Below are 12371 nucleotides of genomic sequence, written 5' to 3'. Positions count from 1 at the left end.
AGCCCGTGCCCCGGCAACGGGCAGCAGCCCCAGGGCCGCTGCGGCGATGGCGGCCCTGCGCGAGAGGGCGGCGGCGTGGGTCGGGGCGGCGGGCGGTGCGGTCATGCGGTGATATCGGATGGCCAGGCAGAAACGGCCTGGCGAGTAGCGAAGAAGTACCCAAAAAGTCCCAAGGGGTGGAAAGTGCCGTGCATGCTGGCGCGTGCGAGCAGAGGGGGCCGGTTTGGGCGAATAATGGCTGCTTCTGCCGAGCCTTTGCCCTGATTTTTTCACACCATGTTCGAGCGCTTTCGCAAAGCCTTCGCCTTGGGCCCACGCCCCGACGATCCTCCGCGCCCCGTATCGCTGGAGGACACCGAGCAATGGGCGGCCGCGCAGGGCCTGGCTTTCTCGCGTACCGCGGAGCCTGGCGGGTTCCTGATGCTGGGCCAGTACGAAGGGCGCACCTGGCGCCTGGAGTGCGGGGCGCCGCAGCGCCACTACCTGAGGGGCACGGAACTGCGCGCACGCATCGATGTGGGCGTGGAGCCCGACGTGGCGCTGATGCTGGTATCCCGCCCCCTCAAGGAGGCACTGGAACGCGAAGCCTACGGTGCCTTCACCGACACGCTGCAGACCTCGTTGCCAGGGGACCTGCCCGAGGAAGTGCGCTGGCTCGCCATGTTCGAGGAGATGGCGTGGCCCGGCGTGCCGCTGCCTTTCTGGCAGCATTTCGCGGTGGTGGGCGAGGGCGGCCTGCACGCCAAGCGGTGGGTGCAGCCGTCCATGGTGTCCCATCTGCTGGAGATGCTGCTGCCGGCCCAGGGCGAGCCCGATGAAGCGGGCACGCGCGCGCCGAAAGCGCCGCCGCTGATGCTGATGGTGGCGCGCGGCAAGGTGTCGCTGCGCATCGAATACCCGGGCGACCACCTGCAGACACTGGCCGATGCGGTGATGCTGCTGCACGAGGCTGCCCGCAGCGCCCTGCAGCACCTGCCGCAGGGCACAGCGAAGAACTAGGACCGGCTGGCACGAATTGCGCCGAGGCGGATTCGCTGCGACCGTGAATGCAGGGAGATCGCAGCGGCTCGCTGCGGGCCGATCGAACGCGGTCTTCCAACGCGGCGAGCCAAGGCTGGCCTGACGAATCGGCAAGTGCTCAGCGCAACGGGACCTGCCCGTCGGCGCTGGGATTTCAGCCCCATTTCCCCATCGGGCCACCCCTGCGTGATCGCATGCGCAGGGTGCGCCTCGCGATGCAGTAGTGGCCGCCATCGCGCCGGACGAGGGCAAAACAACACTATCCAAAAATGCCAGGCCCCGTGCAGATTGACAAAGAAACTGCTCGGGACTCGCATCGTTATGGCATCTCCTGTAAAGGGTGCAGTCCTAGACTCGTTTCACCTCAACACAGCAGATCTGCCCATGATCTTCAAACCTCGATTCATCAGCTTCGACTGCTACGGCACGCTCATCAACTTCGAGATGGGGCCGACGGCAAAGATCCTGTTCAAAGACCGGGTGGCGGCCGATCGGATGCCTGCGTTCCTGGACAGTTTTCGGGCCTATCGCCTCGACGAGGTGCTGGGCGACTGGAAGCCTTTCTACGACGTGGTGGCGAACGCCATCCAACGTGCCTGCAAGGCGCACGGCATCGAATGCCTGGCATCGGATGCTGCCGCTTTGTACGACGCCGTGCCGACCTGGCAGCCACACCCGAACGTGGTGGAAGTGCTGGAGGCGATTGCGCCAGAAGTACCGCTGGTCGTCCTGTCGAACTCGATGGTCGACCTGATTCCCCACAGCGTCGCGCACCTCAAGGCCACCTTCCACGCGGTCTATACCGCCGAGGAAGCGCGCGCGTACAAGCCGCGCATGCAAGCCTTCGAATACATGTTCGACCGGCTGGGATGCGGGCCCGATCAGATGATGCATGTCTCGTCGAGTTTTCGTTATGACCTGATGACGGCGTCCGACCTGGGGTTCATGGCCAAGGCCTTCATCGACCGGGGCCATGAGCCTGCGTCGAGCGACTATGGCGTGTGCCGCCTGACAGACGTTCGCCAGCTTCCTGCATTGCTCGGACTCTGATGCTCCGCCTCGACCCCCACCTGGGAACCCAGGGCGCGATGCGTGACCAAGCCGCGGCACTGAGCACAGCAGCGCCCCAACTGGCGCCAGCCGAGGTGCAGCGGCTGGTGAAGCGCCTCTACGGCCTCGACGTCGGCGTGAGGGCACTCGCTGGCGAGCGCGACCAAAACTGCGCGTTGGAATCGGCCGACGGCGCGCGCTACGTGTTCAAGATCAGCAACCCCTCGGAGCGGGTGGAACTGGTCGATTTCCAGATCGCCGCCATCGAGCACATCGCCCGCACATCGCCCGGCCAGCCGGTTCCGCGCGTGGTGCGGATGCTGGACGGACGCGCGCGCGATACCGTGGAACTCGCCGGGGGCATCCGGACCACCGTGCGCATGCTCACCTACCTGGATGGCATCCAGATCCGGGAGACACCGCGAACCGCTGCCCAGCGGGTGGCGATGGGGCAGGGCCTGGCCGCGCTGAACCTTGCCCTGCAAGGCTTCACGCACCCGGCGGCGGCCCATGATCTGCTGTGGAACGTGTCGGCAGCGCATCGTCTGACCGTCCAGCTCGACAGCCTGGTGGAAGGCCCGAGGCGCGTGCTGGCCCAGTCGTTCATGGCCCGCTTCATCGACCACGTGCTGCCTCGCCTTGCTTCGTTGAGGGCGCAGGTGATCCATAACGACTATCACCTCTACAACGTGCTGGTCGCGCCGCACGACCCGTCGCGCATCACCGGCATCATCGACTTCGGCGACATGCTGCACGCGCCATTGGTCGGCGAGGTGGCCACGGCAGCGGCCTTCCACATGGCCGGCTGCGCCGATCCGTTCGAAGGGCCGGCGCAGTTCGTCAGGGCCTACCAATCCGTTGTGCCGCTGACCGAGCCGGAGCAGGAGATCGTCGCTGATCTCATGGCGACGCGCCACCTGATCACGGCCTTGATCTCGGAGTGGCGTGCCTTGCGCTATCCCGAAAACCGCGACTACATCATGCGGCATAACCCGGCGGCCTGGCAGGCGCTGTCGCAGATGGCAGACCTTTCCCGCCACGAGGCGCGCGACCGCCTGTTGACCCCCACACCCACTGAAACCCCGCCATGAAAACCACTGCTGATTTCAATATGGTCAATGCCTACATCCCTGGCCGAGCCCAGGTCGGCCCCGCCACCGAGGCCATGATCGATCGGCGCAATGCGCTGCTCGGCCCGGCCTACCGGCTGATGTATGAGCATCCGCTGCACATCGTGCGCGGTGACGGCGTTTGGCTGATGGACCCCCAGGGCCGCCGCTACCTCGACGCCTACAACAACGTTACCTCGCTCGGTCATTGCCACCCCGCGGTGACCGAGGCGATCTGCCGCCAGGTGACGACCCTCGCGACCAACACGCGCTACCTCCACGACACCATCCTCGAGCTGGCCGAGCGCCTGCTGGCCAGCGTGCCGGGCACGGATCTGGCCCACCTGATGCTGACTTGCACCGGCAGCGAGGCCAACGACCTGGCTTATCGCATCGCCAAGGTGCGCACCGGCGGCACGGGGGTGGTCGTCACCGACACGGCATACCACGGCATCACGGACGCCGTGTCGCAGTTCTCGCCCTCGCTGGGCCCGACCGTCGACCTGGGGGCGCACGTTCGCCTGGTGCCGGCGCCGCGCCGTTACCACGCCGAGGGTGCCGACCTCGGCGAGCGCTTCACGCGCGACGTCGAGGCGGCCATCGCCGACCTGCAGCGCCATGGCATCCGGCCGCGCCTTGATCGTCGATTCGCTTTTCACCAGCGACGGCATACTCCCCGAGCCCGCGGGCTTCCTGAAGGGGGCAGTCGAGGCGATCCAGCGCGCTGGCGGGCTGTTCATCGCCGACGAGGTGCAGCCTGGCTTCGGCCGCACGGGCGAGCATCTGTGGGGATTCCAGCGCCATGGCCTCGTTCCCGACATCGTCACCATGGGCAAGCCCATGGGCAACGGCCAGCCGATCGCCGGCATCCTTGCGACAGCCGACGCCCTGGCGGAATTCGGCAAGAACTCCCGCTACTTCAACACCTTCGCCGGCAACACGGTCTCATGCGCAGCGGCCCTGGCGGTGTTGGAGACCATCGAGCGGGACCGACTGGTGCCGCACGCGGCCAGGATCGGCCGATTGCTGCTCGACGGCATCGCGGGGCTTGCCGCGAAGCACGAGGCCATCGGCGACGTTCGGGGGGCGGGGCTCTTCGTGGGCGTCGAACTGGTATCAAACCGGGCGACGCGGGCGCCGGCGCGCGAAATCACCAGCCGGGTCGTCAACCGGATGCGCGACAAAGGCGTGTTGCTCAGCGCGTGTGCCCAGGGACACAACGTGCTCAAGATCCGCCCGCCGCTGGTGTTGTCGGCGGAGCAGGCCGGCATGGTTGTCCAAGCGCTCGACGAATCGCTGGCCGAGACATGCACCACAAGGCAAGGCGGCTTGGCCATACGATAGCGCCATGAAATCGGCCATCCTGTTCGATCGGTTTGACCTCAAGATCCTCGCGCATCTTCAGCGCGAAGGGCGCTGCTCGAACGTCGATCTGGCCAAGTCGGTGGGGCTGAGCCCCAGCCCGTGTCTCCTGCGCACGAAGCGGCTGCAGGAGATCGGACTGATCCGTGGCTACAGCGCCGACATCGCGCTTGAAAAACTGGGGGATCACGTCATCGTGTTCTCCGAGGTCACCATCGGCAGCCACCGGCCGCATGATTTTCGAAAGTTCGAGGAAGGCGCCGGGAAGTACCAAGAGATCGTCGAGTGCTACAACGTCAGCGGCGGATACGACTACCTGCTCAAGATCGTGGTGTCGGGCATCGGCGCTTTTCAGGCGCTGATGGAAAAGATGCTGGAAGACGATATCGGCATCGAGCGTTTCGCTTGCCGGATTGTCCTGCGCCAACCGCATGGACGGCGCGAGTACCCCTTGGGGGCCATTGCGGCTCGGCAACGTTGGGAGTGACGGTGGGCTCCGGGTCTGGGGCGACCCGTGCCGATTCTCGATGCCATGGAAAAACGCCCCGGGATCCGGGGCGATCGCAACCTCTTTGAGTGGAATCTGAAGGGCAGGGGCCAGGGAGCCGTGGGCCCCTGCACCTTGGGGCTGCAGGCAGTCAGCAGCCGCGGGTGATGGGCGGCTCCACGCTGCTGCCGTAGGTTCCGTACTTGCCCAGTTCCCACTTGGCGATGGCGTTGCGGTGCACCTCGTCCGGGCCATCGGCAAAGCGCAGGGTGCGCGCGTTGGCATATGCATAGGCCAGCGGAAAGTCGTCGCACATGCCGCCGCCGCCATGCACCTGCATGGCCCAGTCGATCACCTGGCAGGCCATGCTGGGCGCGACCACCTTGATCATGGCGATCTCGGTGCGTGCGACCTTGTTGCCGGCCACGTCCATCAGCCACGCCGCTTTCAAGGTGAGCAGGCGGGCCATGTCGATCTTGCAGCGGGCCTCGGCGATGCGCTCCTGCGTCACCGTCTGCTGCGAGACCGGCTTGCCGAAGGCGACGCGGCTGCTGGCGCGACGGCACATCAGCTCGAGCGCGCGTTCGGCCAGGCCGATGAGCCGCATGCAGTGGTGGATGCGGCCCGGGCCCAGTCGGCCTTGGGCGATCTCGAAGCCGCGGCCCTCGCCCAGGAGGATGTTGGAGGCGGGCACGCGCACGTTCTCGAACACCATCTCCACGTGCCCGTGGGGCGCGTCGTCGTAGCCGAACACGTTCAGCGGTCGCAGGACGCGGATGCCGGGCGTGTCGGCGGGCACCAGCACCATGCTCTGCTGGGAGTGGCGGGCCGCTTCCGGATCGCTCTTGCCCATGGTGATGAACACCGCGCAGCGCGGGTCCGCCGCGCCCGAGATCCACCACTTGCGGCCGTTGATGACGTACTCGTCGCCCTGGCGTTCGATGCGCGTCTCGATGTTGGTCGCGTCGCTGGAGGCCACGTCGGGCTCGGTCATGGCGAAGGCCGAACGGATCTGCCCCTCCAGCAGCGGCTTGAGCCAGCGCGCCTTGTTCTCCTCGCTGCCATAGCGGGCGATGGTCTCCATGTTACCGGTGTCCGGCGCGGAGCAGTTGAACACCTCGCTGGCCCACGGCACGCGGCCCATGATCTCGGCCAGCGGCGCGTATTCCTGGTTGGTCAGCCCGGCGCCGTCATAGCCCGAGGCGGCGGCGCTGTCCACCGGCAGGAACAAATTCCACAGCCCGGCGGCGCGGGCCTTGGGCTTGAGCTGCTCGATGGTGTTCAGGGCCGTCCAGCGCTTGCCGGCGGCGGTGTTGGCCGCCAACTCGGCGGCATAGGCGGGCTCCGAAGGGTAGATGTGGTCGTCCATGAACTGCCGCAGGCGTGCCTGCAGGTCCTGGGTCTTCGGTGAGTAATCAAAATCCATCGCGGTCCTCCGGTTGAAAGGCTTGGGGGCAGGCCGGCGGTGCTGCATCGCCGGCCGTGGTTTCACATGCGCTGGGCAAACCCCCAGGCCATCTGGGCCAGGGGCCGGGCGCCTTCGCCCGAGGTGCGTGCCTGGGCGCTGGAGGCGGTGCCGGCTTCCACCCGCTTGGCGATGCCTTGCAGGATCGAGGCCAGGCGGAACAGGTTGTAGGCCAGGTAGAAATTCCAGTCGGCGCGCAGCGCCTCGGGCGTGGTGAAGCCGGTGCGCTCGCAATAGCGGCGGATGTAGTCGGCCTCGTCCGGAATGCCCAGTGCCGCGATGTCCAGCCCCGCGATGCCGCGGAACATGCCCGGCGGGATGTGCCAGGCCATGCAGTGGTAGCTGAAATCAGCCAGTGGATGGCCCAGGGTGGACAGCTCCCAGTCCAGCACCGCGATCACGCGGTTCTCGGTGGGGTGGAACATCAGGTTGTCGAGCCGGAAGTCGCCATGCACGATGGACACGCGGTTCTCGTCGCGCGCGCTCTCCGGAATGTGCGCAGGCAGCCACTCCATGAGCCGGTCCATCTCCTCGATGGGCTGGGTGATGGAGGCCGCGTACTGCTTGCTCCAGCGGCCGATCTGCCGGTCGAAGTAATTGCCGGGCTTGCCATAGCCGGCCAGGCCCCGGTCGGCGAAACGCACCGTGTGCAGTGCCGAGATCACGCGGTTCATCTCGTCGTAGATGGCGCCGCGCTCGGCCGGTTGCAGGCCGGGCAGCGACTGGTCCCACAGCACACGGCCTTCCATGAACTCCATCACGTAGAACGCCCGGCCGATCACCGACTCGTCCTCGCACAGCACATGCATGTGGGGCACGGGCACGTCGGTACCGGCCAGCCCGCTCATCACCGCGAACTCGCGCTCGATCGCATGGGCCGATGGCAGCAGCTTGGCGACCGGCCCGGGCTTGGCGCGCATGACGTAGCTGCGGCCCGGCGTGACGAGCTTGTAGGTGGGGTTGGACTGGCCGCCCTTGAACATCTCCACCGTCAGCGGTCCGGCGAATCCATCCAGGTTCCGGCCCAGCCAGTCGCTCAGGGCCCTGGTGTCGAACGCATGCTGATCGGAGACGGGCCGGGTGCCGATGAAGTGGTCGTAGTTGCTCATGGAGTGCGGTGGAGGTGGGAGGCCGGCGGGTCGGTCAGTTGTCGGTTTCTGCGATGCGCATCAGGGCTTCGCGGTCACGCACCACGAGGCCGCCTGGCTCGATGCGGATGGCGTCCTCGCGCTCCATCGATTTGAGTTCCTGGTTCACGCGCTGGCGCGAGGCGCCCAGCAATTGCGCCAGCTCTTCCTGCGCCAGTTGCAGGCCAATGCGCATCTCGCGTCCGTCCGAGAGGCTGGGAATGCCGTAGCTGCGCACCAGGTGCAGCAACTGCTTGGCCAGCCGCGCGCGCAGGGGCAGGGTGTTGAGGTCTTCCACCAGGCCGTAGAGCTGGCGGATGCGCCGCGCATGCAGGCGCAGCATGGCTTCGTAGAACTCCACGTGCGCGCTGAGGATCTTGCGGAAGTCGGCCTTGGCCACGCACAGGATGGTGGTGTCGCCATGCGCATAGGCATCGTGCGTGCGGCGGTCCCCGTCGAAGATCGCCACGTCGCCGAACCAGATGCCGGGCTCCACGTAGGTCAGCGTGATCTGCTTGCCCGAGATGGAGGTGGAACTCACCCGCACCGCGCCGCGGGCGCACGCGATCCATTCCTCGGGCGGATCGCCGCGGGCGGCGATCAGGCCGCCGTCCTTGAAGCGTTTGACGTACGCGCATCGGAGAATGTCGTGCCGCAGAGAAGGGGAGAGGGAAGAGAACCAGCGACCGGTATTGATCGCTTCACGTTCTTCGATGGTAAGAATGGGGTCGTCCATTGGTCTGTCTTTTGGGTGACTGGTATCGCTTTCATTGTCGCGCCCGGGACCGGTGCGCCTGCTGCTCGTTGTCCCGGGGCTGTCGCCTGCGTGTCTGGCACGCGCGCACGGCCACGCCGCGACGCTGCCGCAAGGGGCAGGCACAGGACCCAGGCCAGGGATCAGGCGCGGCAGTTCAAGGAAAAAAGCCCTGGCGCCGGCGTTTTATATGTCTTGATTGCTATTTTATTGATAGCGTGCTGCGCGTTTTTCCAGAAAGGCGGAGATGCCTTCGCCCGCGTTGGGGTGCTGCAGGTTGCGCACGAAGTGCTGGCGCTCCTGGGCCAGCTGCGCGGTCAGCGTGTTCTGCGGCGCCTCGCTGATCAGCTCCTTGATGCTGGCCAGCGCATTGGGGGCGCGTGCGTTCAGGGTGTCCGCCAGTTCCAGCGCGCAGGCCAGGGCCGAGCCGGCCTGCGACAGCCGGTTGACCACGCCCAGGGCTTGCAGGCGTTCGGCATCCACCTTGCCACCACCCATGAGCATTTCGCTGGCCAGTTGGCGTGGCACGGCCTGGGCCAGGCTCCAGCTTGCGCCGCCGTCGGGCGACAGCGCGATGCTGCTGTAGGCCATGGTGAAGGTCGCGTTGCGCGCCGCCACGACGAGGTCGCAGGCCAGCGCCAGCGAGAAGCCCGCGCCGGCTGCAGCGCCCTCGACTGCGGCGATCACCGGCTTGGGGTAGGCGCGGATGGTTTCGATCCAGTGGTGCAGCGCTTCCACGCCCTGCGCCTGCGACTCGGCATCTTCCTGGCGCCGCGCCAGCAGCCGCTGCAGGTTGCCGCCCGCGCAGAACGTGCCGTCGGCGCCGGTGATGACCACGCTGCGCACCTCCGCGCTGCGCTCGGTGCCGTTCAGGGCTTCGATGCCCGCCGCGTAGATGGCCGGATCGAGCGCGTTGCGCATTTCCGGATGGCGGATGGTCAGCACGAGGGTCTGTCCGTGGCTGGTGCTCTGGAGTTGTGCGGGCATGGGCGCTTTAAGTAAAGAAGAGGCGGGCAGGGCCGGCGGTGCGCCGGCCCGCAGGGAAGATCGGTGGGTTCACTCTTCTTCGTGCAGCAGGCTGAGCCCGATCGCGCCGCGCCGGCGCAGCCAGGGGCTGGGCCGGTAGCGCGTGTCGCCATACACGGTCTGCATGTTGAACAGCACTTCGAGGATGTTGGTCGGTCCCCAGCGATTGCCCATGGCGAGGGGGCCCATCGGATACCCCAGGCCCAGCGTGACCGCCGTTTCCAGGTCGGCCGGGCTGCAGATGCCCTGCTGGCAGATGTCGCTGGCGATGTTCACGATGGTGGCCACCACGCGCTGCGTGACGAAGCCGCCGCTGTCGCGGATCACGCTCACCGGCTTGCCGTCGCGGGCGAACAGCGCGTGGGCCGCGTTGCGGATGTCCACGCGCGTGGCGGGGTTGGTGGCCAGCACGCGGCGCCTGGTGGCGGGGTCTTCCACCAGCATGTCGATGCCCAGGGTACGTGCCGGGTCGAGCCGCTCCACCACGGCCACCGTGGTGATGTCGAATCCCAGGGGCGCCACCAGCGTGATCGCGTTGGGAGAGGGCGAGGTGCCGGTTTCGATCTGCGCGCCCAGGTCCTTGAGCAACTGGTACAGCTCGGCCCGCCGCGCGGCGCGGGGAGACACCCAGACCGGCGGTATGTGGTCCACGACCGGCGCGGCTGGCTCCGCGGGCACCTGCGCCACGCCGTCGGCATAGCGGAAGAAGCCTTCGCCGGTCTTCCTGCCAAGCATGCCACCGGCCAGGCGCTGGGCGGTGATCACGCTGGGGCGGTAGCGGGGCTCCTCGAAATACTGGTGGTAGACCGACTCCATGACCGGATGCGAGACATCGAGCGCGGTCAGGTCCATGAGTTCGAAGGGGCCGAGCTTGAAGCCGACCTGGTCGCGCAGGATGCGGTCCACCGTGGCGAAGTCTGCAATGCCCTCGCTCACGATCCGCAGCGCCTCGGTGCCGTAGCCGCGTCCCGCATGGTTGACGATGAAGCCCGGCGTGTCCTGCGCCTGCACCGGGGTGTGGCCCATGCAGCGGGCGTGCGCGGCAAGCCGCTCGCACACGGCCGGGTCCGTGCGCAGGCCGGCGATGACTTCCACCACCTTCATCAGCGGCACGGGATTGAAGAAATGGAAACCCGCCAAACGCTGGGGGTGTTGCAGCGCCGCACCAATGGCCGTCACCGAAAGCGAGGACGTGTTGCTTGCCAGCACGGCATCTGTGGCGACAATGCGCTCCATCTGTGCAAAAAGCGACTGCTTGGCGTCGAGCCGTTCCACAATGGCTTCGACGATCAGGTCGCATGGCGCCAGACCTTCCAGCGAGGACACCGCCGTCAACCGCGCCTGCCAGTCGCCGGCCTGGGCTTCGGTAATGCGGCCCTTGCCTACGAGGCGCAGCCATTGCTGCTTGATATGGTCAATCGCTTCGCCTGCTGAGTTAGGCTTGGCATCAAATAGAAGAACATTGCTGCCGGCCTGTGCCGCCATCTGGGCAATGCCCTGGCCCATGGCACCGGTGCCTATGATGCCCACGAAGGAAAATGGGTTGCTGGTCATGGGGCGCATTATGGCGGCGGCGTATTGGGGAGGACTTATGTGCCAGAATGGGCCGAACAAAAAAAGAAACTGTTGTGAAAATAAGTAACGCGATTCTTGGTGCAAGTTTGTCGATGGTTGCCTGCAGCGCCACGGCACTTTCGCTGGGCGCGAGCCGCGGCGCCGTGGTGCTGGGCGCTCCGGTGGATCTGGTGTTCGAGGTGCAGCCCGACCCGGGCACGGACATCGAATCGTCCTGCGTGGCGGCCCGGCTGGTGTCCGGCGAGACTCCAGTTCCGGATTCCAAAGTCCGGGTGACGCCGATACCCGCCTCGGCCGGCCGATCTGCTGCCGTGCGCGTGCAGGCCAATGTGTCGGCCGACGAACCCATTCTCACCGCCAGGCTCACCGCGGGATGCCGCGGTGGTGTTACACGAAACTACACTTTTTTTTGCGCAGCTGCCTGAATCGGCGGCTGGCACCTCCCGCCCCGTGGATCTGGGCCAATTGGCGCGGCCTCGCACGGCACCGGCCACAGGTCCTGGGCTTGCAGGCGACGGCGCGGCTGCAACGGGTGCGGGACGGACTTCCGCCGCAGCCACCACGGATGCACCCCCTCGCAGGCCCGCGGCGGCACCCCGTCCCCCACGGGCCCCTGCCGCGAATGCTGCCGCACCCCGTGCTGCGGCGGCCCCCGCCACGCCCGCTTCGGGCCGCGCGGTGTTCACCAGCCCGCAGCAGCCGGCGCTCGCCGAGCGCCCCCCGCCTCGTGATGGAGCCTCTGGATGTGTGGCTCGATGCCCCGCTGCCATTGCGCGCGGCCCCCGAGATGGCGGCGCCTACCGCCACTGATGCCAGCCCCCAGCGCACCGAAGCCGCTGCGCTGTGGAAGGCGCTGAACACGCCCGTGGAAGAGCTGCAGCAGTCCGCGGCACGCACCGGCAAGCTCGAAGCCGAGGTGGCAGCGCAGCGTGCCCAGGCCACCTCCGAGCGCGCGGCCGCCGCCCAGCTCAAGCAGCAGTTGGAAGCCGCCGAGACCGAGCGGTTTTCCGCCACGGTGGTTTACGGGCTGCTGGCCTTGCTGGTCCTGGCCCTGGGATTGGCGGCCTGGATCTGGGCGCGCGCACGCCGCCAGTCGGCGCTGGACTGGAGCCATGCCGTCGCTGCCAGTGGCGGCAACGGGCCCCTGGGCGGCGCGGTGGTGGATGGGCCGACGGGTCGCGAGTCGCTTCAGACCGCGCCGCAGGCGGCGGACGAGTGGCCGGGCATGCCCGAGCCGGTCGCATATGCCACGCCCGCAGCGGTGCCTGCTGCCGTAGCCGTGCCCGTGCCAACGCCCGCCCCGGTGTCCGCCAAGCCCGCACCACGCGCCGCCACCTTGCCCGAGCGCGCTCCGCCCCCGGTGATGCGCCGCACCGAGCCCTCGTTGCGCAGCGCG

General features: G+C 67.4%; 10 protein-coding genes and 2 pseudogenes. 7 read left to right on the top strand and 5 right to left on the bottom strand.

Going from position 1 to position 12371, the window contains the following annotated elements; genetic code table 11:
* Nucleotides 1–276: 276 nt before the first annotated feature.
* The 5 genes and pseudogenes from AC27IO_RS14375 (at nucleotide 277) to AC27IO_RS14355 (ending at nucleotide 5028) form a co-directional block, all read left to right on the top strand.
* Entirely contained in the window at nucleotides 277–999 is a 723-nt protein-coding gene (locus tag AC27IO_RS14375; RefSeq protein ID WP_284404528.1) for a hypothetical protein, read from the top strand.
* A gap of 405 nt (nucleotides 1000–1404) precedes the next feature.
* Nucleotides 1405–2070, top strand: coding sequence for a haloacid dehalogenase type II (locus AC27IO_RS14370; protein ID WP_317354235.1), 666 nt, complete (start codon nucleotides 1405–1407; stop codon nucleotides 2068–2070).
* Nucleotides 2070–3161 carry a phosphotransferase gene (locus AC27IO_RS14365; RefSeq protein ID WP_317354238.1) on the top strand — a complete coding sequence of 364 codons (1092 nt, stop codon included), beginning with the start codon at nucleotides 2070–2072 and terminating at the stop codon, nucleotides 3159–3161. The genes AC27IO_RS14370 and AC27IO_RS14365 overlap by 1 nt, the downstream gene beginning before the upstream one ends.
* A pseudogene (locus AC27IO_RS14360) lies at nucleotides 3158–4523 on the top strand (aspartate aminotransferase family protein). The gene AC27IO_RS14365 and the pseudogene AC27IO_RS14360 overlap by 4 nt, the downstream one beginning before the upstream one ends.
* A gap of 4 nt (nucleotides 4524–4527) precedes the next feature.
* Nucleotides 4528–5028 (top strand): Lrp/AsnC family transcriptional regulator, encoded by a 501-nt coding sequence (locus AC27IO_RS14355; protein ID WP_284400048.1) that lies wholly within the window; start codon nucleotides 4528–4530, stop codon nucleotides 5026–5028.
* A gap of 151 nt (nucleotides 5029–5179) precedes the next feature.
* Here AC27IO_RS14355 and AC27IO_RS14350 read toward each other — a convergent pair whose 3' ends face one another.
* The 5 genes from AC27IO_RS14350 to AC27IO_RS14330 all read right to left on the bottom strand — a co-directional run bounded on the left by AC27IO_RS14350 (nucleotide 5180) and on the right by AC27IO_RS14330 (nucleotide 10954).
* A complete protein-coding gene (locus AC27IO_RS14350) occupies nucleotides 5180–6454 on the bottom strand; it encodes an acyl-CoA dehydrogenase family protein (RefSeq protein WP_284400045.1) in 1275 nt (424 codons plus the stop codon).
* Nucleotides 6455–6516: 62 nt separating this feature from the next.
* A complete protein-coding gene (locus AC27IO_RS14345) occupies nucleotides 6517–7602 on the bottom strand; it encodes a phosphotransferase (protein WP_284414487.1) in 1086 nt (361 codons plus the stop codon).
* Nucleotides 7603–7636: 34 nt separating this feature from the next.
* Nucleotides 7637–8356: a Crp/Fnr family transcriptional regulator gene (locus AC27IO_RS14340; protein ID WP_092743762.1), complete on the bottom strand. Its 720-nt coding sequence runs from the start codon at nucleotides 8354–8356 to the stop codon at nucleotides 7637–7639.
* Nucleotides 8357–8581: 225 nt separating this feature from the next.
* Nucleotides 8582–9361: an oxepin-CoA hydrolase, alternative type gene (locus AC27IO_RS14335; protein WP_498739323.1), complete on the bottom strand. Its 780-nt coding sequence runs from the start codon at nucleotides 9359–9361 to the stop codon at nucleotides 8582–8584.
* A gap of 69 nt (nucleotides 9362–9430) precedes the next feature.
* Nucleotides 9431–10954, bottom strand: a complete 1524-nt coding sequence (locus AC27IO_RS14330; RefSeq protein WP_498739321.1) for a 3-hydroxyacyl-CoA dehydrogenase — start codon at nucleotides 10952–10954, stop codon at nucleotides 9431–9433.
* Nucleotides 10955–11001: 47 nt separating this feature from the next.
* On the opposite strand from AC27IO_RS14330, the gene AC27IO_RS14325 reads away from it, so the two are divergent.
* Nucleotides 11002–11400 carry a hypothetical protein gene (locus AC27IO_RS14325; protein ID WP_498739320.1) on the top strand — a complete coding sequence of 133 codons (399 nt, stop codon included), beginning with the start codon at nucleotides 11002–11004 and terminating at the stop codon, nucleotides 11398–11400.
* A 302-nt stretch (nucleotides 11401–11702) separates the two neighbouring features.
* Nucleotides 11703–12371 (top strand): annotated as a pseudogene (locus AC27IO_RS14320) (hypothetical protein); the annotation flags it as partial.

Source organism: Acidovorax sp. KNOB132, assembly GCF_057541515.1.
The sequence above is the reverse complement of the archived record's forward strand: the minus strand, read 5'-3'. Positions and strand labels throughout refer to the sequence as shown.

Coding starts and splice junctions, on each gene's coding strand:
- AC27IO_RS14345 (WP_284414487.1), bottom strand. CDS start 7,602: ATGAGCAACTACGACCACTTCATCGGCACCCGGCCCGTCTCCGATCAG.
- AC27IO_RS14325 (WP_498739320.1), top strand. CDS start 11,002: ATGGGCCGAACAAAAAAAGAAACTGTTGTGAAAATAAGTAACGCGATT.
- AC27IO_RS14355 (WP_284400048.1), top strand. CDS start 4,528: ATGAAATCGGCCATCCTGTTCGATCGGTTTGACCTCAAGATCCTCGCG.
- AC27IO_RS14350 (WP_284400045.1), bottom strand. CDS start 6,454: ATGGATTTTGATTACTCACCGAAGACCCAGGACCTGCAGGCACGCCTG.
- AC27IO_RS14340 (WP_092743762.1), bottom strand. CDS start 8,356: ATGGACGACCCCATTCTTACCATCGAAGAACGTGAAGCGATCAATACC.
- AC27IO_RS14335 (WP_498739323.1), bottom strand. CDS start 9,361: ATGCCCGCACAACTCCAGAGCACCAGCCACGGACAGACCCTCGTGCTG.
- AC27IO_RS14330 (WP_498739321.1), bottom strand. CDS start 10,954: ATGACCAGCAACCCATTTTCCTTCGTGGGCATCATAGGCACCGGTGCC.
- AC27IO_RS14365 (WP_317354238.1), top strand. CDS start 2,070: ATGCTCCGCCTCGACCCCCACCTGGGAACCCAGGGCGCGATGCGTGAC.
- AC27IO_RS14375 (WP_284404528.1), top strand. CDS start 277: ATGTTCGAGCGCTTTCGCAAAGCCTTCGCCTTGGGCCCACGCCCCGAC.
- AC27IO_RS14370 (WP_317354235.1), top strand. CDS start 1,405: ATGATCTTCAAACCTCGATTCATCAGCTTCGACTGCTACGGCACGCTC.